The following is a 21,145-nucleotide window of genomic DNA, read 5'->3' as shown; positions in this document are numbered from 1 at the left end:
CCTGTCCTCCAACCCCACTTGCCCCTCTTCACAGGCAACCCACAGACCCCACACTCCGTCCTCCGTGGCGTGAGGGCCGTCCGGACCAGCCGGAGTGCCCGAGCCCAGGGCGGAGGAGGACAACGTTGTTACGTGCCCGGCGAATAGGGGTGACCGCTGCGGCGGTGCTCGCGGTGGTGGGGGCAGCACCAGGACTGGCGCAGGCACAGCCGGCCGGAGCAGCCCGGCTCTCGGTGTCGGCGGACCTTCCACCGGGTTGGCAGGTCACCGGTGCGGGCCAGGACCGGCAGTTGGTGTGGCGATCGGCCGAGCCGGTGCCCATGGGTGACGCGCGGGTCGAGTTCTACGACGGCGACCGGCTGCTGGGCAGACCGGTGCCCGGCAAGGACGGCCGTACGTTCCGGCTGGACCTCGAAGCCGTACCGCTGAACTCCGCGAAGGACCTTCAAGTGCTCTCCGGCGGGCGGCGGTTGGACGCGGCCGGTGTCGCCGAGGAGGAGCGGCAGGACCGGCGTTCCCCGGCGGTGGCGAACCCGCCGGCCGCACTGCCGGCCAACTCCGTCGACCCGGGCAAGCCGGGCTCGTACCGGACGGTCACCGGCGAGTACAAGCTCGACTCCGTGAAGCTGCCCGATTTCCCGCAGCCCGTGGAGATGCAGGCCGTGGTGGTGGCACCGGACGGCGCCACCGGCAAGCGCCCCCTCGCGCTCTTCCTGCACGGCCGCCACGCCACCTGCTACAAGGGCACCGAGGACGTCACCGGCGACTGGCCCTGCCCGACCGGAACGAAGTCGATCCCGAGCCACCGCGGCTATCTGCGCGACCAGAAGCTGCTGGCCTCGCAGGGCTATGTGACGGTGTCGATCTCGGCCAACGGCGTCAACGGCCAGGACTTCGCGGCCGAGGACGGCGGCGCGCAGGCCCGTTCGTCGCTGGTGCGGCAGCATCTCGCCCGCTGGGCCGACTGGGCCGGGCACCCGGACGCGGCCCCGGCGATCGTACGCAAATCGCCGAAGACGGACCTCTCGCGGGTCCTGCTGGTCGGGCACTCACGCGGCGGCGAGGGCGTCAACCGTGCCGCGATGGACAGCCTCTACCCGCCGCCCGCCCAGCAGGACGGCTACCACGGCCGCGTGCGCTGGCATATCCGCGGCACCGTGCTCATCGGCCCGACGATCTTCGGCCAGAACCCGGTCCCCGATGTGCCGTCCCTGACGATCCTGCCGGGCTGTGACGGCGACGTCTCCGATCTCCAGGGCGAGGTGTACGTCGACGGCACCCGCGGCGTCAGCCGGGGCAGCGCACTGCACAGCGCCGTCTACGTGGTCGGCGCCAACCACAACTTCTTCAACAGCGAGTGGACGCCGGGCCAGGCCCAGGCGCCCGCGGACGACGACTTCTACGACGACGAGGAGCAGCCGGACCCGGTGTGCTCGCCAGGCACCCGGACCCGGCTGACGGCCGACCAGCAGCACAAGGCGGGCGCCACCTACATCGCGGCGGCTGCCAGGCTGTTCGTCGCCGGCGACGACCGGGTGCGTCCGCTGCTGGACGGCTCGGGCAAGCGGGCACCCTCCGCCGATCCCGCGCGCGTCCTCACACACGCGGTCGGCGCGAACCGCCGCGCCGGCTTCCTGCCGGACGGCAAGGTCTCCGTCACGGGCGGGAAGCTGTGCTCCGTCACCGACCCCGACCCGGCCGTCACCTGCCTGGACCGTGAAACCCCGGGCGCCTCCCCGCACTTCGCGTCCTGGGAGGCGGGACCGGAGTCCGGGCGCCGTGCGGTGGCGCTGCGCTGGTCCGAACCGGGGTCCGCGGCCCGGGTGCGGACCGACAAACCGCTGTCCCTCGGCGGGGCCAAGGGGCTGACGCTGCGCGTGATCGTGCCGCCGAACACGACCGGCACCCAGCTGGACGTGGCTGTGGCCGACACCTCCGGGCGACGGGCCACTCTGGGCCGGGTCCGCGTGGACGGGCTGCCCGGCAGTGAGCGGACCGCCTCGTACTGGGCCCGCGAGGTCCGCGTACCGCTGGCGGCGGCCGGCCGCGCCGGTCTCGATCTGCGGCACATCAACTCCCTGCAGCTGACGCCGCGTTCCGGGTCCGGGAAGGCCTGGCTGATGGACGCCTGGGGCTGGCGCCCCGGCACACCCGCGGTCCGCGAGGCCACGCTGCCACGCGTCGACATCGGCCGCCTCACCGTCGACGAGGGCGACTCGGGCGTGCGGACCTACCGGGTGCCCGTGCGGGTGTCCGGACAGGGCAGCGGCCAGGTCCGGGTGTACGTCGTGAACCCGGACACCGGGAACAGCGAGGAACGGCTCGTCACGGTACGGCCCGGCGGCAACGACATCGACGTGCCGGTGAAGGTCGAGGGGAACACCCGCTTCTCGTACGACGTGACGCACGACGTGCTGGTGAAGGCGGTCCGGAACTCGGTGATCGGCTCGTACCGGGGCGGCGTGACCGCGGCGAACGACGACCCCGCGCCGACGATCGGCGTCACGCCGGTCGCCGACCGGGTGACCGAGGGCCAGCCACTGAAGTGGCGGGTGACCCTGTCCGAGCCCGCCGACACGGAGATCTGGCCCCTGTTCCGCGTGGAGCCGGTGACCGGTGGCGCCGAGTTGTCCACGAAGGACGTCGACCCGCAGTGGCTCCAGGAGTACTCGGGTGAGTCGCCGGACCCGGAGCGCCCGCTCTCCCAGTTGGAGGGCCTCTACCTGTGGATGGACGTCCCCGCAGGGCAGACCTCCGTCGACGTGACCCTGCCCACGATCGGGGACGCGGCGACCGAGCCCGCGGAGTCCGTGCGGTTCCGGCAGATCGACGACTTCGGTGAGCCGCAGAGCGACGGGGCGGTGATGAACGGGACGGTGCTGGACGCGTCCTAGACGGCCACCTCAGGGAGTCGGCGTCACACGGATGCCGACGGTTCCCTTCAGGCCGCGCCTCATCCTGCTGCCGAGCAGGGTGAGGCGCCCGACGATGCCGTACTTGCGGGCGAGGAGTGTGCGGTAGCGGGCGGTGGTGGCCTCGTCGCAGATCTCGGCGGTGGCCGGAATCTGGTCGCCGGTCGGGTTCCCGCGCAGATCGCAGGGGCCGACGAGGACATCGCCGCGCGCCCGGATCCGCTTGACCTTCCAGGAGTCGGCGGGGGTCCAGACGCCGAGCGTGTCCCCGTCGCGCACCACCCACACCGGGGTGGCGACCGGAGTGCCGTTCCTGCGATAGCTGGTGACCAGCAGGTACTGGCCCGCACCGAGCCGCTGCAACGCCGTGTCATCCATGACCGGCAAGTCTAGGCCCGGTCATGTCATCCCGACGCCGTCGCGACCCGTCGTATCGCCTCCTCCAGCACCTCCGGCGACGTCGCCAGATTCAGGCGTACGTGTCCCGTCCCGCCCGTGCCGAAGGGGATGCCCGAGTTCAGCGCCACGCGCCCGCGCTCAAGGAAGACCTGCGCCGGGTCGTCCCCGAGTCCGAGCGGGCGGCAGTCGAGCCAGGCGAGGTAGGTGGCTTCGCCCGGGCGGTAGCGGATCGCGGGGAGGTGCTCGGTCAGCAGGTCGGCGAGCAGGCGCCGGTTGTCGTCGAGGCCGGCGAGCAGCGCGTCCAGCCAGGCGGTGCCGTCGCGCAGGGCGGCGGTGTGGGCGATGACGCCGAGGTGGCTCGGGCCGTGACTGACCTCCTCGGGAATCCGGGCGAGGTCGGCGGCGGCAGCGGGGCCCGCGATCGCGAGCGCGGCCTTGAGCCCGGCCAGGTTCCACGCCTTCGAGGCCGACATCAGCGACAGACCGTCCTCGCCGCCCGGCACGCTGAGATAGGGCACGAAGTCGACGCCGCCGGCGACGAGCGGCGCGTGGATCTCGTCGGCGACGACGCGCACCCCGTACCGGTCGGCGAGCATGGCGATCGCGGCCAGCTCGTCGGCGGTGTGCACCGTGCCCGTCGGGTTGTGCGGACTGCACAGCAGGTAGGCGGCGCGTCGACCGTCCGTGACCGCCTGCCGGAAGACCTCCTCCAGCGTGCCGAGGTCGATCCGCAGGTCCGCGCCCAGCGGGGCCTGCAGCACCCGCCGGTCCATGTGCTCCACGAACTGGAAGAACGGCGGATACACGGGTGAATTCACCACCACCGGATCCCCGGGGCCGGTGACCAGTTTGATCATCTCGACGACACCCAGCATCACATCGGGCACGATCGCGGTGCGCTCCACGGCGAGCCCGTCCCAGCCCCACCGCTTTCCGGCGAAGCCGGCGAGCGCCTCGGCGTAGGCGGTGCCCGCGGGATAGCCCGTGTCCCCGAGCGTGAGCGCGTCGGTGATCGCGCGGACGACGGGTTCGGCGAGCGGCACGTCCATCTCGGCCACCCACAGCGGCAGGACGTCGTCGGGGTAGGTGCGCCATTTCATGCTCGTACGGCATCGGAGACGGTCGAGAGTGAGGGCATGCAGCGGATTCGGTTCACCGGACGTTTCGTGCGGGATCCTGGTCATGGAGCACAAGATAGGGGGCTGTGGCGTGACGTGGAATCACGGGGGGCGGACGGTGACGGTCGACGGGATTCCCGAGGTGGCCTGCGACGAGTCGGGGTCGGACGGGGAGAATCTCACCGGCGGGAACACCGATGTCTTCGCGCACGGCAGTGTGCTGCTGCCCATGGATTCCGCGGCCGGATTCGTGCAGGAGATAAGGGACCGGATCCGTTCACCCGCGGAGGAGTACAAGGCGAACCATCTTCTGCGGGAGAAACACCGCGCGGTGCTGGAATGGCTGCTCGCGCCCTCGGGCCCGATCCATGGGCACGCGCATGTGCATCTCACCGAGAAGGCGTTCTTCGTGGTGGACCGGGCCGTCGACCTGCTGCTCGGCGACAGCTCCGCGGCCGTCGTGCTGTTCCGGCACGGGCCTCGGACTTTCGGGGAGGGGAACTGGCGGGAATTCCTCGAGGCGGCGAACCAATTGCTGCGGGTCAGGAACGACGGAGCGCCACAGCTGCCGGTCGAGACCTTCTTCCGAACGGTCCACGAACTGCTGCGAGAGCATTCCGGTACGGAACTGGCGGGAACCCTGCAGCGGCTCGCGGCGGCCCGCTCCCGGGCGGATGCCTATCGGGCGGGAATTCTGCACGGTCCGACCCTGATTCCCCTTCTCAATCCGCTGCTGCCCGCGATCGTCCACACCGCCGCGTACTGGAGCGCGGGCGGCCGGATGGTGCGGCTGGTCCACGACCGGCAGAACATGCTCACGCCGGACCGCATCGCCTGGATCGAGGAGTCGGCCCGGCAGGCCGGGTTCGGGCTCGGCGGGCTGCGGCTCGTCCAGGCGGGGCTGGATCCGCGCGTGCAGCTGGCCGACTTCCTCGCCGGGATCGCCCGCAAGATCGCCTCCGACGAGCTGAACGGACACGGCGACCCCGTCCTCACGGCGCTGGTACGGCCGTACGTGGACGCGGCGTCCATCTGGGGCGACGAACGCAGCTGGGCGCGGCTCGGACCGGTGGACGACAGCATGGACGAGCCGCGCGCGCTGAGAGGATCACCGATCCTCTGAACGCCCGGGGGCCGAGCCACGTACCTAGGGAGGGTGCGCTCAACTGACGGAGTGCCCCGTGGTGTTGACACCGCGCTGTTCGGGTTCGGGAGCCATGCATGAGGCACGCACGACGACGGGTCGTCCGGCGAGTGGCACGTCTGGCGGCGGTCGGCGGACTCCTCCTGGGAGGCACGATGGTGACGCGGGCGGTGGCGAGTGAGCCGTCCGACGGCGCCGAGCTGCCGCGTACGTTGGCGCAGTCCGCGGGGGACACGGGCGCTGGGCTGGTGTCCCGGCTCGGTACGTCCCGTACGGCGGGCAGCTGGGTCGACGCCCAGGGCCGGTCGGTCGTCGCGGTCACCGACGAGGAGGCCGCCGCCGAGGTGAAGCGGGCGGGGGCCGAGGCCAAGATGGTGCAATACAGCATGCGCGACCTCAAGTCGGCCACGTCGACGCTGGGTTCGACGCCCAAGGTGGCCGGCACGGCGTGGGCCGTGGACTACCGGTCCAACGAGGTCGTGGTGCGCGCCGACAGCACCGTCTCCACCGCCGACTGGAACGAGCTGAACGAGATCGCCGACGCCATCGGCGGCTCGGTGCGCATGGAGCGCACCGAGGGCACCTTCACGACGCGCATCAACGGGGCGCAGCCGATCCTGTCCACCGCGGGCCGCTGCTCCGCGGGCTTCAATGTGACCGACGGACAGCGCGACTTCATCCTCACCGCCGGCCACTGCGGGCCCACCGGTTCCGTCTGGTTCTCCGACAACCGGGGCAGGGAGCAGGTGGGCAGGACGACCACGCAGAGCTTCCCCGGCGACGACTACTCGCTGGTCCAGTACGAGAACGGCCGCGCGGGCGACGGCGCCGACGTCGTCTCCATCGGCGAGGGGCGGGGCGTGCGGATCACCGGCCTGGGCGAGGCGTCCGTCGGGCAGAAGGTGTTCCGCAGCGGCAGCACGACCGGGCTCCGTGACGGTGAGGTGACCGCGGTCAACGCGACGGTCAACTACCCGGAGGGCACGGTCAGCGGTCTGATCGAGACGAATGTGTGCGCCGAAGCCGGTGACAGCGGCGGGCCGATGTTCTCCGAGGGGGTCGCCCTGGGCGTGACCTCGGGCGGCAGCGGCGACTGCGCGTCGGGCGGTACGACGTTCTTCCAGCCGGTGACGAAGGCGCTGGGTGAGCTCGGTCTGAAGCTGCTGGTGGCCGCTCCGGCAGGCGGCGGGCAGAGCGCTTCGCCGTCGGCGGAGCCGTCCGCCGGTGCCACGCAGGGCGCGATCGCTCCCGGCGACGCGTCGCCCGGGTCGTCGGCTCCGGTGGAGGGCATCGTGGACGCGTCGACGCTGCTGTCGCGGCTCGCGAATCCCCGGAACATCGGCCCGGGTCTGCTGGTCATGGGCGGCAGCCTGATCGCGCTGGTGGCCACCCGGTACATCCGCGCGGAACAGGACCGCAAGGCCTACCAGCGCTATTACTCGGCGACGTGGAGCTGATGAGAACGTGGGCCGGTGAGGGAAATCCGGGCCGCCGATGATGCGCGGCGGCCTTCAGCGGATGCTAGGCCGCCCTCGCCGGCTGCGGGGCCGCGGCGGCCCACTCCAGGACGAGCCGCTGGTACTTCTCGCGCTGCTCGCCGCTCAGTGTCCCGCCCGACCGGCGCCACAGGGCCCGGATCTCCTCGTTGACCTCGTCAGCCGTCCTTGCGGAGGCGGGTTCAACAGTGGTGGACATGCTGTGAAGCATACGGCTCCAGACGTGAAGGCCACGTGAGTCATCACACATATTCCAGACATATCGGACCGTGTTGCTGATCACGTCATCTATCAAGGCATGTGGCCCAGTTCACGCCGCTCCGCCTCAACCACCCTGATTCGATTCATCTTTCAACGGCCCCCAGAACCAGCACCTGGATCGCCAGTACGGCGGCCCCGCGCGCCCAGTCGTGAAAGTCGGACACTTTGGTCTCCAGGTCGACGGGCGCGGCCAGCGGATGCCGGTTGGCCCTGATCGCCTCGTCGACGGTCTTCCCGGCGACATCCATCAGGCCGACGCCCTCTCCGGCGAGCACGATCTTCTGCGGCATGGCGAAGTTGGAGATCTGGGCGACGATCGTGCCGAGGGCGCGCGCGGCCTCGTCGATGACGCGGGCGGGCATGGGCTCGCCGGCGGCGGCGAGGGCGAGGATCTCCTCGTACGTCCGGTCCTCACCCGTGGCGGCCTGCACCTGGTAGCGGATGTTGGGGATGGTGAGCAGCGAGACCGCGCTGCCGCGGGCGCCGTCGGGGGTGAGCGGCCCGTTGGGGTTGATGATCCAGTGGCGGCCGAAGCCGCGGTCCTCCTCGGCGTAGGGCACCCGCTTCCCGCCCAGGACGAGCCCGTAGCCGATGCCGGCGCCGATGGTGAGGACGACGAACCGGTCGAGTCCGCGGCCGGCGCCGAACCAGGTCTCGGCCTCGACGAGGGCGGCGACGTCGTTCTCGACGACGACCGGCAGCCCGGTGCGCTCCTCGACGAGCTCGGCCAGGGGCACGTCCCGCCACTGCAGGAACGGCGACTCCCCCACCATGGTCCGGTCCTGGACGAGCCCGCCCACGCCGATGCCGATCCCGGCGAGCCGGGGGTGGGTGCGGGCCAGTTCCTCGGTCATCTCCCGCAGCAGGTCGGCGACCTCAGCGGGGTCGTGCGTGGCGAGCGGGCGGTCGTGGCGGGCGACGATCTCGCTTCTGAGGGTGGTGACGACGCCGTAGACCATGTCTTCGGTGATCTTGAAGCCGATGAAGGAGCGGGATTCGGCGACGACGTCGAGGGGCTGCGAGGGGCGCCCCTGGCGGACCTCGGGCAGGGCGGGCGTCTCGGGGGCCTCGATCAGCAGGCCGGACTCCAGCAGCGGCTTGGTCAGCCGGGTGAGGCTGCCCGCCGACAGGTTCAGCCGCCGGGCGAGTTCGGTGCGCGACAGCGGGCCGTGGACGAGTACCTCGATCGCCACCGAGCGCTCGCCCGGACTCAGCGGAAGCCAGCTGGCGGCTGCTGCGGTCATGATGTCGACCCCCGGAGATTCTTTTGCAACGAAATCAACATGACCAACTCTATGGTGCCGCACCGGCTGGCAAAAGATGTTCGCACGCCTCTTGACGTCAGGATTCTTCCGCTACAAAAGTAAGTGGCCTGAGGACGAGCCGCAGACGAGGGAGTCTCCGATGACCATCGCCTCCAGCAGCCCACCGTCGCGCCTGCCACCGGGCGCCGCGGAGGGGGCACGGACCAGACCGAGGACGGACCGGGCGAGCGCCGGCGAGAACCGGGGTGACGGACGGCTCGCCGCGGTGTTCCTCGCCCCGGCCCTGCTGGGCTTCGTGGTGTTCCTGCTCTGGCCGACGCTGCGGGGCATCTACCTGAGCTTCACCCGGTTCAATCTGCTCACCCCGGCGGAGTGGGTGGGCTTCGACAACTACGTCCGCATGGTCAACGACCCGATCTTCTGGGACTCGTTGACGGTCACGGTCGAGTACGTGCTGATCAACATCGGTGTGCAGACGGTCTCGGCGCTGGCGATCGCGGTGCTGCTGCAGCGGCTGACCCAGTCGGCGGTGCTGCGCGGGATCGTGCTCACGCCCTATCTGATGTCGAACGTGGTCGCGGGCATCGTCTGGCTCTGGATCCTGGACACCCAGCTCGGCATCGGCAACGAAATCATCGCGGCGGTCGGCGCGGACCGGATCCCGTTCCTGGCGGACGAGACGTGGGCGATCCCGACGATCGCCCTGATCAATGTGTGGCGGCACGTGGGCTACACCGCGCTGCTGCTGTTCGCCGGGCTGCAGGCCATCCCGAACGACATGTACGAGGCCGCGAAGGTGGACGGCGCGAGCGAGTGGCGGATGTTCTGGCGGATCACGATGCCGCTGCTCAGGCCGGTCCTCGCGGTCGTTCTGATCATGACCGTCATCGGTTCGTTCCAGGTGTTCGACACGGTCGCCGTGACCACCGCGGGCGGCCCGGCCAACGCCACGAACGTGCTCCAGTACTACATCTACGGCGCCGCCTTCGGCCGCTTCCAGTTCGGCTACGCGTCCGCGATGTCCGTGGCCCTGCTCGTCGTGCTGAGCGCGATCACGTTCGTCCAGTACCGGCTCACCAGGGCCGGCCAGACCGACCTCGGCTGACGGAGGGGAGCGACCGACATGGCTGCCGTGACAGCTACACCGACGAAGGTGCCGAACGTACGGCGCGCACAGCGCCGCAGGCTCTCCCCCGGCCGGGTCGTGGCCTGGGTGGTGATGGCCGCGATCGTGCTCATCACCCTGCTGCCGTTCTACTGGATCCTGCGCACCGCGCTGTCCACGAACTCCGGACTCGCCGCGAACCCGGCCGATCCGCTTCCGGTCGACCCGACCACGGGAGGTTTCGAGCGAGCACTCGGTCTCCAGTCGGCCGAGGAGGCGATCGCTCAGGGCGGTGCGGGCGGCGGACTGAAGTTCTGGCGCTATCTGCTCAACTCGGTGATCGTTTCCACGCTTGTGACCGTCTGCCAGATCTTCTTCTCCGCGATGGCCGCATACGCCTTCGCGCGGCTGCGCTGGCGCGGCCGGGACAAGGTGTTCGCCCTGTTCCTCGCCGGGCTGATGGTGCCGACGATCTTCACGCTGCTGCCGAACTTCGTGCTCATCAAGGAACTCGGCCTGGTGGACTCGCTGGTGGGGATCGCGCTGCCGACGATGTTCATGACGCCGTTCGCGGTGTTCTTCCTGCGGCAGTTCTTCATGAACATCCCGCGAGAGGTCGAGGAGGCGGCCCTCCTCGACGGAGCCGGAAAGGTGCGGATCTTCTTCCGGGTGCTGCTGCCGATGGCGTCCACACCGGTTCTGACGCTGGCGGTCCTGACGTACATCACGTCCTGGAACGACTACTTCTGGCCGCTGATGGTCTCCTACAGCGACGGCTCACGCGTGCTCACCGTGGCACTGGCGATCTTCCGGGCGCAGACCCCGGCGACCGGAGTCGACTGGTCGGGCCTCATGGCGGCCACGCTGATCGCCGCGCTGCCCATGCTGGTGCTGTTCGGGTTCTTCGCGCGCCGCATCGTCAGCTCCATCAGCTTCACCGGGATCAAGTAAGGGGACTTCGATGCGAATGCGTACGCTCGTAGCGGCGACCGGAGCGCTGGCGCTGTCCCTGGTCAGCGGATGCGCGCAAGGCGGCACCGGCTCGTCGGCGGACACGGTCACCTACTGGCTGTGGGACGCCAACCAACTGCCCGCCTACCAGGCCTGCGCGAAGGGGTTCGAGCAGGAGAACCCCGGACTGCACGTCGAGATCACGCAGTTGGGCTGGAGCGACTACTGGACCAAGCTCACCGCGGGCTTCATCGCGGGCACCCAGCCGGACGTGTTCACCGACCACATCCAGAAGTTCGGCCAGTTCGCCGATCTGCAGGTGCTGGAGCCGCTGGACGATGTCGGCATCAAGGACGCCGACTACCAGCCGGGCCTCGCCGCCAACTGGATCGGCCAGGACGGCCACCGCTACGGCGCCCCGAAGGACTGGGACACCGTGGCGCTCTTCTACAACGACAAGATGGCCAAGGACGCCGGGCTCACCGCGGAGCAGTTGGGCAGCCTTGCCTGGAACCCGGAGGACGGCGGCACCTTCGAGAAGGCCATCGCCCATCTCACCGTCGACAACAAGGGCAGGCGGGGCGACGAGCCGGGCTTCGACAAGAACAACGTCAAGGTGTACGGGCTGGCCAGCAACGGCGGCGGCATGGGCGACGGTCAGACGCAGTGGAGCTCCTTCGCCGCCTCCGCCGGGTGGAGCTACACGGAGAAGGCGCGCTGGGGCACGGAGTACCAGTACGACAGCAAGACCTTCCAGTCGGTGATCGACTGGTACTTCGGCCTGGCGAAGAAGGGATACATGGCTCCCCTCTCCGACTACAACATCCAGTCGAACCAGGCCAACACCCAGGTCGCCGCGGGCAAGGCCGCCGCCGCCCTCGACGGCGCATGGATGATCTCCGCCTACGACGGCTTCAAGGGCCTCGACATCAAGACCGCCGTCACCCCCGTCGGGCCGACCGGCAAACGCGCCACGATGATGAACGGCCTCGCCGACTCCATCACCAAGGACGCCAAGAACAAGGCGGGCGCCCGCAAGTGGGTGGCCTACCTGGCCTCCGACAAGTGCCAGACCGTCGTCGGCAGGGCCGGGGTCGTCTTCCCCGCCACTCCGGCCGGCACCGAGGCCGCCATCGCCGCCTACGAGAAGAAGGGCATCGACGTCTCGGCCTTCACCGAACCCGTGGCCGACCAGAAGGACTTCCGGACCTTCTCCTTCCCGATCACCAACTACGCGGCGGACGTGACCGCCCTCATGACGCCCGCCATGGAGGACATCTATGGCAACGGCAAGTCCGTGAGCACCCTCGACTCGACCAACGACCAGATCAACCTGGTCCTCTCCCAGTGAAGGGCACGCATTTTCATGACGTTCTCCCTCGGCATCGTCGGCGCCGGCCAGTTCTCCGGCCAGTTCGCCACGCTGTTCCACGCCCACCCCGGTGTCGGCGACGTCTACGTCACCGATCTGCTGCCCGAGCGGGCCGAGCAGCTCGCCGCCGCGCAGGGACTGGCCGGGACCTTCCCCTCGTACGAAGCGATGCTCGAGTCGAAGGCGGTCGACGCGGTCGCGATCTTCACCCAGCGCTGGACCCACGGCCCGCTGGTGCTGCAGGGCCTGAACGCCGGCAAGCATGTCTACTCCGCCGTCCCCATGGCGATCACCACGGAGGAGATAGCGGCGATCATCGACGCGGTCAAGGCGACCGGACTGACGTACATGATGGGTGAGACCAGCCAGTACAACCCGGCCACGGTCCACGCCCGCAACCAGATCGCTGAGGGCGCCTTCGGACGGATCTTCTACGCCGAGGGCGACTACGTCCACGACATGGATCTGGGGTTCTACGAGGCGTACCAGTACAGCGGCGGCGAGAACTGGAAGGCGACCGCCTCCTATCCCCCGCTGCTGTATCCGACGCACTCGGTGGGCGGGGTGCTGGGTGCCTGGCAGACGCATGCGGTGAGCGTGTCGGCGCTCGGGGTGCGCGACGAGCGCGGCGACGGCGTCTTCGACCAGCAGGTCAGCCAGTTCGGCAACGATGTCTCCAACGCGACCGCGTTGTTCGAGGTGGCGGGCGGCGGTTCGTTCCGTACGAACGAGTTCCGGCGGGTCGGCTATCCGTCCCACATCCGGGAGTCGCGTTTCCGGTTCTTCGGGACGGAGGCGAGCATGGAGCAGCTGGCGACGGTGGCGTTCTGGCAGGACAAGAAGGGCGTCAAGGACATCAGCGAGCTGCTGGAACCCAAGCCCACCCTGTCTCCTGACGACCCGTCACTGCAGCACATCGCGCCGGATCTGCGGGCCGCCTTCACCTCCGGTTCGGCTCCGGTGCACGACCGGTCGCGGCTGCCCCGGGAGTTCGACCACCTGCACAACGGCCATGAGGGCAGCCATCACTTCCTGGTGGACGACTTCGTGACCGCGGTCAACACGCGGAGCCTGCCGTCGGTGAACGCGTGGGTCGCCGCCCGCTACACCCTGCCGGGCATCGTCGCGCACGAGTCGGCGCGGCAGGGCGGGGCCAGGCTGGAGATCCCGGACTTCGGGGACGCACCGTCTCAGTGACGCGTCCCCGGCGGGCCGGGCGCCGTGTGTCAGGTGCCCGGCTTGCGGCCGTACACGAAGACGTCGTCGCCCTTCTTCAGCAGCGACCAGTACTTCTTGGCGACGGTCTTGGTCATGTTGACGCAGCCGTGCGAGCCCGGCGGGTTCCACATGCTGACGCCGGCGGAGTGGAAGGCCTGGCCGCCGTCGAAGAACTGGGCGTAGGGCATGGGGACGTCGTAGATGGTCGACACGTGGTCGATGTTCCGCCAGTAGATCTTCTTCAGGCCGGTGCGGGTCTCGTAGCCGTTGCGGCCGGTGCGGACCGGCACCGGCCCGTACACGAGCTTCTTGCCGTCCTGGATCCAGCTCAGCTGGAGGGTGAGGTTCACGCAGGCGATACGGCCCTTGTTCACGGGGCACTTGCCGGCCTTGTTGGGGTTGTTCCCGACGGCCTTCTGCTTGTTCATCAGGTCCATCACGCCCCAGGTGACGGGACCCGCGTAGCCGATGTTCGGCGTGATGCCGTGCTTGGTCTGGAAGTTCTGGATGGCCTTGCAGTCGGCGGCGGACTGCTTGCCGTCGACCGGGCGGCCGAGGAACTTCTCCACCTGCTTCTGGTACGGGCCGGTCTGTGTGGTGCAGCTCGCGGCCTGCGCGGGCGTGGCGCCCAGCGCGATCGTGAGCGGTGCCACCAGTCCGGTGATCCCGAGAGCGACGGCTCCCCGTCTGCGTATGTCCCCCATGGCCTGGCCCTTCATGCGAATGTGCGTGTCGTTTGCCACCAGCTAGACCGGCGTCCGGCGCATTCGGTTGTGGTGGGTCTCGCGCCGCGACAAAACGGTGACATTCCGCGTGATGGGGGATTCGGGGCCAGTCACCCAGGATTGGACCGCGTCCTGGTCGACGGGCGCGCCTACGCTGCCGTTCATGCAACGCGCACTCGCCGAGGACCTCGCCCGGCTTCCCGAACTCCTGCAGTCCGTCCGTGACCTGGCCGCCCGGGAGCTGGCGGGGATGACCGAGCGTCCGGTCGTACGCCTGGACAAGGCACCCGACCGCGCGCACCTCCCGGCCGACGGGGTCGGTGCCGAGGCCGCTCTCGCGCGGTTCGCCGAGCGGTGGGCGCCGGGTCTGTCCGGTTCGGCGGGCCCGCGCTATCTCGGCTTCGTGACGGGCGGGGCGACGCCGGCCGCGCTCGCCGGGGACTGGCTGACGAGCACGTACGACCAGAACGTGATCAATGCCGCCGACTCGTGGGCGACCGCTCTGGAACGGGAGACGGTGAGCTGGCTTCGGGAGCTGTTCGGGCTGAGCCGGGCACACAGCGGCGTGTTCGTGACTGGTGCGACGGCGTCCAACCTGGGGGGGCTCGCCATCGCGAGGGAATGGCTCGGCGAGCGCGCCGGCGTCTACGTGGCCCGGGACGGCGTCGGGGCGCTCGGCCCGGTCGAGGTGCTGTCCGGCAGCGCGCACTCCACCGTCCTCAAGGCGCTGTCCGTCCTCGGCATCGGCCGGGACCGGCTGCGTCCGGTGCCGCTCCTGCCCGGCAACCGCGAGGCCGTGGACGTCGACCGGCTCGCCGACGCCCTGGAAGCGCTGGCCGGGCGTCCGGCGATCGTCGTGGCGAACGCCGGGACCGTGAACACCGTCGACTTCGACGACCTGCGGGCCGTCGCCGCGCTCAAGGAGCGGTACGACTTCTGGCTCCACGTCGATGCCGCGTTCGGCGGTTTCGCCGCCCTCTCCCCCGCCTACGCGCATCTCGTCGACGGTCTCGACGCCGCGGACTCGGTCTGCGTCGACCTGCACAAGTGGCTCAACGTGCCCTACGACGCGGCCGTCCAGTTCACCCGCCGCCAGGACCTCCAGGTGAGGGTCTTCCACAACGCGTCCCCGTACATCGGACTGCCCACCGAGGACCCCGACTTCCTCCATCTCACGCCGGAGAGCTCACGCCGACTGCGGGCCCTGCCGGCGTGGTTCTCCCTGATGGCGTACGGCCGTGAGGGGCACCGGGAGATCGTCGAACGCACCGTCGCACTCGCCCGCGACCTCGGTGAACGCCTCACCGAACTGGACGGCCTCAAGCTGCTCGCGCCCGTCCGCCTCAACGTCGTCTGCTTCACCCTGGCCGACGAGCCGACCCGGGAGCGCGTGGACGCCCTGGCGCAGGCGGTCGCCGAGTCGGGCGAGACGTTCCTGACGCCGACCGTCTACGGGGGCACGCCCGGCCTGCGGGCCGCGTTCTCCAACTGGCGCACATCGGAAGCCGATGTGGACCGGATCCTGGGCGCGCTCCGCTCGGCGCTAGCAGAGGTCTGAACGCCCCGAAGGGGCGCGGGGCTGTATCGATATGCGGCTCCGCCGCGTGGGCGCGACCAGCCCCACCGGCCCGCGGTGAAACGACCCGCATACCCAGCGGAGGGCTTACGCCTCTCCGGGTCGCCGAATGACCGTCCGGAACCCGGTGTTGACCGCGGTGATGCCGCCATCGACGGCGAGGGTCGTGCCGGTGATCCACGCCGCGTCACGGGAAGCGAGGAAGGCGACAGCCGCGGCGATGTCCTCCGGTTCGCCGACGCGGCCCAGGGGATACAGCGGGCGCAGCGCGTCGAGTTCGTCGTCCCGGCCCTCCCAGGCGGACGTGCGCACGGTGCCCGGCATCACCAGGTTGACGCGGACTCCGCGCGGGGCGGCGTGCCCGGCGAGCGTGCGGGTCAGGGAGGCGAGGCCCGCCTTGGCGGCGCTGTAGGCGTGGTTGCCGAAGTCGTAGGCGCCGTTGACCGAGCCGATGCTGACGATTGCGCCGCGCCCTGAGACGGCCAGGTGAGGCAGGGCGGCGCGGCAGCAGCGGTAGGCGCCGGTCAGGGTGATGTCGAGGTCACGGTCCCACGCCTCGTCCGGGCCGTCCTCGAAGAGCGCGGTGTCGGGAGTGCAGCAGGCCGCGCTGTTGACCAGGACATCGAGGGACCCGAACGACTCGACGGCGTGCGCGACGGCGGCCTCCACCGAGGTCCGGTCCGCCACATCGCACACCAACGCCTCGGCGACCAGGCCCACTTCACGCAGCGCCGACGCCGTCTTGTCCGCCTCGGGCCCGTCCCTGTCGGTGACGAGTACGCGTGCACCCTCCTCGGCAAGCCTCAGGGCGACGGCCGCGCCGATACCGCGGGCCGCGCCGGTGACGAGAACTCCGTACCCGTCGAAGCGTGTCGTGTGCGTCATGGCTCCGAACCTAGTACCGGAACGATCAACACGGCAGATACCGTGCGCGCATGTCCGCCTTCATACAACAACTGCCCGCGCTCATCGGCGTCGTGATCGGCGCGCTCGGCTCGTATCCGGCGGTCGTTCGCAGTCTCCTGCTCGGCGAGGCGCCCCGGTCAACTCCCCAAGCTGAATAGGCCGCCATCACCGCATGGTCCCGGTAGGCAGCGCTCTGGCCCTACTCTGGCCGCCATGAATGGCAGAGATTCCGCCGACTTCCACGGCAAGGAGTTCGAGCGCGCCGACATGACGGGAGCACGGTTCACCATGGTGAACCTGGACGGGGCGACGTTCCGGGCATGTGAGCTCCACCGTGTCGTGATGCGCGGCGTCGAGATCGTCGACACCACCATCGACGGCGAGATCCATAACCTCGTTGTCAACGGAGTCGACGTCGCGCCGCTCGTGGAGGCCGAGCTGGACCGCCGGCATCCCGACCGCCCCAAGTTCCGGCCGACCACCCCCGAGGGGTTCCGGGAGGGCTGGGACCTCAACGAGCGGCTGTGGGAGGCGACGATCGCGCGGGCGCGCCGACTGGCCCCGGAGAGGCTGCACGAGTCGGTCGGCGGCGAGTGGTCGTTCATCCAGACCCTGCGCCACCTCGCGTTCGCGACCGAGTCGTGGGTCGGCCGCTGCGTCCTGGGCGATCCCAGCCCGTGGCACCCGCTGTCCCTGCCGTGGGACCAAATGGATCCCCGGCCGGGCGTACCGCACGACCGTGACGCGCGCCCATCACTCGACGATGCGCTGGCCTTGCGGCTGGACGCGATGGCGATGATGCGGCGGGTGGTCGACGGCCTGACCGACGAGCAGCTCGACAGCCGGACCGAGCCGCTCGTTGGCCCCGGTTGGCCGGACGAGGGCGACACCTTCCCCGTCCGCGAGTGCCTGCTGATCGTCCTCAACGAGGAGTGGTGGCACCGCATGTTCGCCGAGCGTGACCTGGCCGTCCTCGAGAAACGGGACTGACTCATGAAACTCGTCTTCGCCGGCCGGGTGATTGAATGGCGCGGGCCGGCGCCGTATTACTTCGTCCCCGTGCCGGACGAGGACTCCGCCGACATCCGGGAGGTGGCCGTAATGGCCACATATGGCTGGGGCGTGATCCCGGTCCAGGCCCGGATCGGCGATATCACCTTCGAGACGTCACTCTTCCCCAAGGACGGCCGCTACCTGCTGCCGCTCAAGAACGCTGTCCGCAATCCGCACGGTCTCGCGGCAGGTGACGACGTGACGGTGGACATGACGGTCCGCCTCCAGCCCTAGCCTCGGGCTTTCACGAGCAGTGCCGTCCACCGCTTGATCAGATCGACACTTCCTCCCGCCGCCGGTCATCTCCCGCTGTTGCGGGGATGGCGTTGTCGATGAGGACGGCGGCGATGGCGGCGGCTGTGGGGAAGGCGTCGGCATTGAGGACCCGGGTGCGGGCCGCGGCGCCGTCGATGAGCAACGCGAGCTGCTCGCCGAGCTGTTCAGGGTCGGCGGCGCCGGCTTCGCGGGCGGTGTCGGCGAGCCGCGCGGCGACGGCTTTCTTGTAGTCGCGTGCGTACTGGGATGCGGGGTGCTGGGGGTCGTGCAGTTCGACGGCGGCGCCGATGTAGGGGCACAGGGGGGTCGCGGGGGGGATGTCGAAGGCGGCGAGGAGCCGTTCGCGGGGCGTGAGGTCGGTGCGGTCGAACACGCCGGACAGAACGGAGGGGTCGAACCGGCGCAGGTACTCGGCGACGAGTTCGTCCTTGCCGGTGAAGTGCTGGTAGGCCGTGCGCTTGGACACCTGGGCCGCCGCGCAAAGCTCGTTCATGCCGGTGCGGTTGATGCCCTGCTCGCGGAACAGCTGCTGGGACGCGCTGATGAGGCGCTCGCGGGCGCCCCGGCCGCGGCGGCGGCCCGTGGGGCCCTTCTCCAACTCCGTCATGGCTCCATCGTACAGCGGCCAGGTAACGACCGGTGTACATAGTTTGCGTCCCGGCTGCCCGCCCCGTACCTTAAACAAACAGGGCGGTGTACATAACGACATCGCCTCAGGTACACACGGCACCACCGACTCAAGGGAACGACCATGGGAAAGCTTGACGGCAAGGTCGCGGTCATCACCGGCGGCACCAACGGCATGGCGCTGGCCGGCGCGAAGCTGTTCGTCGACGAGGGAGCACACGTCTTCATCACCGGCCGCCGCCAGGAGGCCCTGGACGAGGCCGTGCAGCAGATCGGCCGCAACGTCACCGGCGTCCAGGGCGACGCCGCCGACCTGGACGACCTGGACCGCCTGTACGACACCGTCAAGCGGGAGAAGGGCAGCCTCGACGTGCTGTGGGCCAGCGCCGGCGGCGGCGAGCCCGCCCCGCTCGGCGAGATCACCGAGGCCCAGTTCGACACCTGGTTCGGGCTCAACGCCCGCGGCACCCTGTTCACCGTCCAGAAGGCCCTCCCGCTCTTCAACGACGGCGGCTCCATCCTCATGACCGGCTCCAACGCCTCCCTCGGCGCCTTCCCCGGCTGGAGCGTCTACGCCGGCAGCAAGGCCGTCCAGCAGGCCTGGGCCCGAATCTGGCTCAACGAACTCAAGGACCGCCGCATCCGCGTCAACGTCCTGACCCCCGGCCAGGTCGCCACCGCCAAGCAGGAAGAACTCTTCGACGAGGCCACCAGGCGCCAGTTCGAGTCCCTCATCCCCCGCGGCCAGATGGGCCGCCCCGACGAAATCGCCAGCGCCGCCCTCTTCCTCGCCTCCGACGACTCCAGCTACGTCAACGGCATGGAACTCGTCGCCGACGGCGGCACCACCGCCATCTGAACCGAACAACACACCACTGGGGCAGGACATCTCATGAGCAACATCAGCATCATCGGCGCCGGGAACATGGCCCGCACCATCGGCGCGCGGGCGGTGGCGGGCGGCAACACCGTCGAGGTCATGGGCCGCGATCAGTCCAAGGCCGCTGACCTGGCCAAGGCTCTCGGCGGCGGCACCACGACGGGAGAATGGGGCACCGCTCCGGCCGGGGACATCGTCATCGTGGCCCTGCTGTACGACGGTGTCGTGCCGGTCGTCGCCGAGTACGGAGACGCTCTCGCGGGCAAGGTCATCGTCGACATCAGCAATCCCTTCAACTCCACGTTCGACGGGCTGGCTCACCGCGAGGAGACCTCGATCGCGCAGGAAGTGGCCAAGGTCGCCCCGGCCGGCGCCAGCGTGGTGAAGGCGTTCAACACCGTCTTCCGTCATGTCCTGGAGAAGGGTCGGCCCGACGTCTTCATCGCTGGCGACAATGCGCGGGCCAAGGCAAGTGTGGAGGCGTTCATCGAGACCCTCGGGCTGCGCCCGCTGGACGTCGGCGGCCTGAAAATGGCGCATTGGCTGGAAGGAGCGGGCGTGGTCACGGTGGGCCTCGCCAACCATGGGGTGGGGAACTTGGACTTCGCCCTCAGCATCGCCGAACTTCCCGTCCGAGCAAACGGTTGACGGATTACCGAAAGGAGAGCGCCCACCGCGGAGCCCGCCGCCGCATCACGGCGACGGGCAGTAAGCGGCACCCAGGCCCTGCTGGAGGCCCAGCGCGCCGGGCGTGAGGGCTACTACGCCGCCGTACGCGACGACTTGACGCTGCCGCGGCGCCAACTCGGCACGCTGGCCCCTGCCACCGGCGAGCAGCGCTGGAACTCACCGGTGGCAGGGACCTCATCGGGAGCCGGGACCTTCACCGATAGCCGGTCACATCCGCCGGTTTCCCCGCGTCCTGTACCTCGACCAGGTACCGCCAGGCGTCCGGGCGGCTGCCGTCGAGGTCGGTGAAGTCGTAGACCTGGGCGAGGCCGCCGCTGGAGAGGGACTCGCCGTTGAAGCGGGCCACGTCGGGGTCGGCGGCGAGGGCGGTGACGGCGCGGCCGACGTAGCGCGGGGTCTCCGAGATGGCGAAGTGGGGCACGATCTCGAGGGCGTCGCGCCAGTTCTCCTCGCGTACCTCGAAGTGGTCGAGCATCATCTCCGAGCGCAGCCAGCCCGGGGTGAGGGCCACGGCGGTGGCGCCGCGCGGGCCGAGTTCGTGTCCGAGGGCGAAGGCCATACGCAGGACGGACGACTTGGCCAGGTCGTAGAAGAAGCTGACGCGGTAGTTGTCGCGGTTGTACTCGGCGGTGCCGTCGGTCATCTCCACGACCAGGCCGCCGGGGTGGCGCAGCAGCAGCGGCAGGGCGTGGTGGCTGGTGATCGCGTGCGTCTCGACGGCGAGCCTGAGCAACCTGAGCCCGTTGTCGAGGTCGTGCTCCCAGACCGGGCTGTCCCACGCGAAGAGCTTCTCGCCGCCCCAGACGTCGTTGACCAGGATGTCGAGGCGGCCCTGCTCGTCGGCGACGCGGTCCACGAGGGTGCGGACCTGTGCCGGGTCGAGGTGGTCGGTGGGTACGGCGATGCCGTGGCCGCCGGCCTCGGTGACCAGGTCGGCGGTGTCCTCGATGGTCTCCGGGCGGTCGTACTCCGAGCGCTTTGCGCGCGTGGTGCGGCCGGTGACGTAGACGGTCGCGCCGGCCGCCCCGAGTTCCACGGCGATACCGCGTCCGGCTCCCCGTGACGCCCCGGCGACCAGCGCGACCTTGCCCTGCAGTGGCTGTGACATGTCCTGCCTCCCGTGTGACCGTCTCTGATACGAGGGTGACGGGTAAGCCGGACATCTTCTGTC

Annotated in this window: 21 protein-coding genes; 13 read left to right on the top strand and 8 right to left on the bottom strand. The window is 69.9% G+C overall.

Going from position 1 to position 21,145, the window contains the following annotated elements; all coding sequences use genetic code 11:
• Window positions 1-125: 125 nt before the first annotated feature.
• Complete coding sequence (locus tag ACTWQO_RS42570; RefSeq protein ID WP_443242743.1) at window positions 126-2,894, top strand: hypothetical protein; 2,769 nt, start codon at window positions 126-128, stop codon at window positions 2,892-2,894.
• A gap of 9 nt (window positions 2,895-2,903) precedes the next feature.
• Here ACTWQO_RS42570 and ACTWQO_RS42565 read toward each other — a convergent pair whose 3' ends face one another.
• Together ACTWQO_RS42565 and ACTWQO_RS42560 are read right to left on the bottom strand one after the other, a co-directional pair.
• Window positions 2,904-3,290: a PPOX class F420-dependent oxidoreductase gene (locus tag ACTWQO_RS42565; RefSeq protein ID WP_443242742.1), complete on the bottom strand. Its 387-nt coding sequence runs from the start codon at window positions 3,288-3,290 to the stop codon at window positions 2,904-2,906.
• 26 nt (window positions 3,291-3,316) lie between these two features.
• On the bottom strand, window positions 3,317-4,495 hold the full coding sequence (locus ACTWQO_RS42560) for a MalY/PatB family protein (protein ID WP_443242741.1): 1,179 nt from the start codon (window positions 4,493-4,495) through the stop codon (window positions 3,317-3,319).
• Between the two features lie 25 nt (window positions 4,496-4,520).
• Between ACTWQO_RS42560 and ACTWQO_RS42555 the strand changes: the two genes are divergently transcribed.
• On the top strand, window positions 4,521-5,552 hold the full coding sequence (locus ACTWQO_RS42555; protein ID WP_443242740.1) for a hypothetical protein: 1,032 nt from the start codon (window positions 4,521-4,523) through the stop codon (window positions 5,550-5,552).
• Between the two features lie 98 nt (window positions 5,553-5,650).
• Window positions 5,651-7,030, top strand: a complete 1,380-nt coding sequence (locus tag ACTWQO_RS42550) for a S1 family peptidase (protein WP_443242739.1) — start codon at window positions 5,651-5,653, stop codon at window positions 7,028-7,030.
• A gap of 64 nt (window positions 7,031-7,094) precedes the next feature.
• Here the strand turns inward: ACTWQO_RS42550 and ACTWQO_RS42545 are convergent, their stop codons facing one another.
• Window positions 7,095-7,280, bottom strand: a complete 186-nt coding sequence (locus ACTWQO_RS42545; RefSeq protein ID WP_443242738.1) for a hypothetical protein — start codon at window positions 7,278-7,280, stop codon at window positions 7,095-7,097.
• A gap of 133 nt (window positions 7,281-7,413) precedes the next feature.
• Window positions 7,414-8,574, bottom strand: a complete 1,161-nt coding sequence (locus tag ACTWQO_RS42540; RefSeq protein WP_443242737.1) for an ROK family protein — start codon at window positions 8,572-8,574, stop codon at window positions 7,414-7,416.
• A 160-nt stretch (window positions 8,575-8,734) separates the two neighbouring features.
• Here ACTWQO_RS42540 and ACTWQO_RS42535 point away from each other — a divergent pair, with 160 nt between their 5' ends.
• The 4 genes from ACTWQO_RS42535 to ACTWQO_RS42520 are packed head-to-tail and all read left to right on the top strand — an operon-like array spanning window position 8,735 to window position 13,220.
• Complete coding sequence (locus tag ACTWQO_RS42535) at window positions 8,735-9,700, top strand: carbohydrate ABC transporter permease (RefSeq protein WP_443242736.1); 966 nt, start codon at window positions 8,735-8,737, stop codon at window positions 9,698-9,700.
• Window positions 9,701-9,718: 18 nt separating this feature from the next.
• Window positions 9,719-10,651 (top strand): carbohydrate ABC transporter permease, encoded by a 933-nt coding sequence (locus ACTWQO_RS42530; RefSeq protein ID WP_443242735.1) that lies wholly within the window; start codon window positions 9,719-9,721, stop codon window positions 10,649-10,651.
• 10 nt (window positions 10,652-10,661) lie between these two features.
• The gene (locus ACTWQO_RS42525) at window positions 10,662-12,002 is read left to right on the top strand and encodes an ABC transporter substrate-binding protein (RefSeq protein ID WP_443242734.1); all 1,341 of its coding nucleotides are present in this window, start codon (window positions 10,662-10,664) and stop codon (window positions 12,000-12,002) included.
• 15 nt (window positions 12,003-12,017) lie between these two features.
• Entirely contained in the window at window positions 12,018-13,220 is a 1,203-nt protein-coding gene (locus ACTWQO_RS42520; protein ID WP_443242733.1) for a Gfo/Idh/MocA family protein, read from the top strand.
• Between the two features lie 29 nt (window positions 13,221-13,249).
• Here ACTWQO_RS42520 and ACTWQO_RS42515 read toward each other — a convergent pair whose 3' ends face one another.
• Window positions 13,250-13,945, bottom strand: a complete 696-nt coding sequence (locus ACTWQO_RS42515; RefSeq protein WP_443242749.1) for a L,D-transpeptidase family protein — start codon at window positions 13,943-13,945, stop codon at window positions 13,250-13,252.
• Window positions 13,946-14,129: 184 nt separating this feature from the next.
• Here ACTWQO_RS42515 and ACTWQO_RS42510 point away from each other — a divergent pair, with 184 nt between their 5' ends.
• Window positions 14,130-15,524: a pyridoxal phosphate-dependent decarboxylase family protein gene (locus tag ACTWQO_RS42510; protein ID WP_443242732.1), complete on the top strand. Its 1,395-nt coding sequence runs from the start codon at window positions 14,130-14,132 to the stop codon at window positions 15,522-15,524.
• Between the two features lie 105 nt (window positions 15,525-15,629).
• On the opposite strand, the gene ACTWQO_RS42505 is transcribed toward ACTWQO_RS42510, so the two are convergent.
• Complete coding sequence (locus ACTWQO_RS42505; protein ID WP_443242731.1) at window positions 15,630-16,427, bottom strand: SDR family NAD(P)-dependent oxidoreductase; 798 nt, start codon at window positions 16,425-16,427, stop codon at window positions 15,630-15,632.
• 50 nt (window positions 16,428-16,477) lie between these two features.
• On the opposite strand from ACTWQO_RS42505, the gene ACTWQO_RS42500 reads away from it, so the two are divergent.
• The 3 genes from ACTWQO_RS42500 to ACTWQO_RS42490 are packed head-to-tail and all read left to right on the top strand — an operon-like array spanning window position 16,478 to window position 17,735.
• Window positions 16,478-16,606 carry a hypothetical protein gene (locus ACTWQO_RS42500; protein ID WP_443242752.1) on the top strand — a complete coding sequence of 43 codons (129 nt, stop codon included), beginning with the start codon at window positions 16,478-16,480 and terminating at the stop codon, window positions 16,604-16,606.
• A 55-nt stretch (window positions 16,607-16,661) separates the two neighbouring features.
• Window positions 16,662-17,438: a DinB family protein gene (locus ACTWQO_RS42495; RefSeq protein WP_443242730.1), complete on the top strand. Its 777-nt coding sequence runs from the start codon at window positions 16,662-16,664 to the stop codon at window positions 17,436-17,438.
• Between the two features lie 3 nt (window positions 17,439-17,441).
• A complete protein-coding gene (locus ACTWQO_RS42490) occupies window positions 17,442-17,735 on the top strand; it encodes a DUF1905 domain-containing protein (RefSeq protein ID WP_443242729.1) in 294 nt (97 codons plus the stop codon).
• A 37-nt stretch (window positions 17,736-17,772) separates the two neighbouring features.
• On the opposite strand, the gene ACTWQO_RS42485 is transcribed toward ACTWQO_RS42490, so the two are convergent.
• A complete protein-coding gene (locus ACTWQO_RS42485; RefSeq protein ID WP_443242728.1) occupies window positions 17,773-18,384 on the bottom strand; it encodes a TetR/AcrR family transcriptional regulator in 612 nt (203 codons plus the stop codon).
• A 144-nt stretch (window positions 18,385-18,528) separates the two neighbouring features.
• Between ACTWQO_RS42485 and ACTWQO_RS42480 the strand changes: the two genes are divergently transcribed.
• Complete coding sequence (locus tag ACTWQO_RS42480) at window positions 18,529-19,263, top strand: SDR family NAD(P)-dependent oxidoreductase (RefSeq protein ID WP_443242727.1); 735 nt, start codon at window positions 18,529-18,531, stop codon at window positions 19,261-19,263.
• A 33-nt stretch (window positions 19,264-19,296) separates the two neighbouring features.
• Window positions 19,297-19,932, top strand: a complete 636-nt coding sequence (locus ACTWQO_RS42475) for an NADPH-dependent F420 reductase (RefSeq protein WP_443242726.1) — start codon at window positions 19,297-19,299, stop codon at window positions 19,930-19,932.
• Between the two features lie 235 nt (window positions 19,933-20,167).
• Here ACTWQO_RS42475 and ACTWQO_RS42470 read toward each other — a convergent pair whose 3' ends face one another.
• Complete coding sequence (locus tag ACTWQO_RS42470) at window positions 20,168-21,082, bottom strand: SDR family oxidoreductase (RefSeq protein ID WP_443242725.1); 915 nt, start codon at window positions 21,080-21,082, stop codon at window positions 20,168-20,170.
• Between the last annotated feature and the right edge of the window lie 63 nt (window positions 21,083-21,145).

It is taken from the genome of Streptomyces sp. 4N124, from assembly GCF_052245395.1.
Classification (GTDB): Bacteria; Actinomycetota; Actinomycetes; order Streptomycetales; family Streptomycetaceae; genus Streptomyces.
Note: the sequence above shows the minus strand (reverse complement) of the source record. Positions and strands in the feature narration are given on the sequence as shown.

Bases quoted from the DNA above. Each gene is read 5' to 3' on its own strand.
- ACTWQO_RS42565 (WP_443242742.1), bottom strand. From the start codon at position 3,290: ATGGATGACACGGCGTTGCAGCGGCTCGGTGCGGGCCAGTACCTGCTG.
- ACTWQO_RS42560 (WP_443242741.1), bottom strand. From the start codon at position 4,495: ATGACCAGGATCCCGCACGAAACGTCCGGTGAACCGAATCCGCTGCAT.
- ACTWQO_RS42550 (WP_443242739.1), top strand. From the start codon at position 5,651: ATGAGGCACGCACGACGACGGGTCGTCCGGCGAGTGGCACGTCTGGCG.
- ACTWQO_RS42545 (WP_443242738.1), bottom strand. From the start codon at position 7,280: ATGCTTCACAGCATGTCCACCACTGTTGAACCCGCCTCCGCAAGGACG.
- ACTWQO_RS42540 (WP_443242737.1), bottom strand. From the start codon at position 8,574: ATGACCGCAGCAGCCGCCAGCTGGCTTCCGCTGAGTCCGGGCGAGCGC.
- ACTWQO_RS42535 (WP_443242736.1), top strand. From the start codon at position 8,735: ATGACCATCGCCTCCAGCAGCCCACCGTCGCGCCTGCCACCGGGCGCC.
- ACTWQO_RS42530 (WP_443242735.1), top strand. From the start codon at position 9,719: ATGGCTGCCGTGACAGCTACACCGACGAAGGTGCCGAACGTACGGCGC.
- ACTWQO_RS42525 (WP_443242734.1), top strand. From the start codon at position 10,662: ATGCGAATGCGTACGCTCGTAGCGGCGACCGGAGCGCTGGCGCTGTCC.
- ACTWQO_RS42520 (WP_443242733.1), top strand. From the start codon at position 12,018: ATGACGTTCTCCCTCGGCATCGTCGGCGCCGGCCAGTTCTCCGGCCAG.
- ACTWQO_RS42515 (WP_443242749.1), bottom strand. From the start codon at position 13,945: ATGGGGGACATACGCAGACGGGGAGCCGTCGCTCTCGGGATCACCGGA.
- ACTWQO_RS42510 (WP_443242732.1), top strand. From the start codon at position 14,130: ATGCAACGCGCACTCGCCGAGGACCTCGCCCGGCTTCCCGAACTCCTG.
- ACTWQO_RS42505 (WP_443242731.1), bottom strand. From the start codon at position 16,427: ATGACGCACACGACACGCTTCGACGGGTACGGAGTTCTCGTCACCGGC.
- ACTWQO_RS42500 (WP_443242752.1), top strand. From the start codon at position 16,478: ATGTCCGCCTTCATACAACAACTGCCCGCGCTCATCGGCGTCGTGATC.
- ACTWQO_RS42495 (WP_443242730.1), top strand. From the start codon at position 16,662: ATGAATGGCAGAGATTCCGCCGACTTCCACGGCAAGGAGTTCGAGCGC.
- ACTWQO_RS42490 (WP_443242729.1), top strand. From the start codon at position 17,442: ATGAAACTCGTCTTCGCCGGCCGGGTGATTGAATGGCGCGGGCCGGCG.
- ACTWQO_RS42485 (WP_443242728.1), bottom strand. From the start codon at position 18,384: ATGACGGAGTTGGAGAAGGGCCCCACGGGCCGCCGCCGCGGCCGGGGC.
- ACTWQO_RS42480 (WP_443242727.1), top strand. From the start codon at position 18,529: ATGGGAAAGCTTGACGGCAAGGTCGCGGTCATCACCGGCGGCACCAAC.
- ACTWQO_RS42475 (WP_443242726.1), top strand. From the start codon at position 19,297: ATGAGCAACATCAGCATCATCGGCGCCGGGAACATGGCCCGCACCATC.
- ACTWQO_RS42470 (WP_443242725.1), bottom strand. From the start codon at position 21,082: ATGTCACAGCCACTGCAGGGCAAGGTCGCGCTGGTCGCCGGGGCGTCA.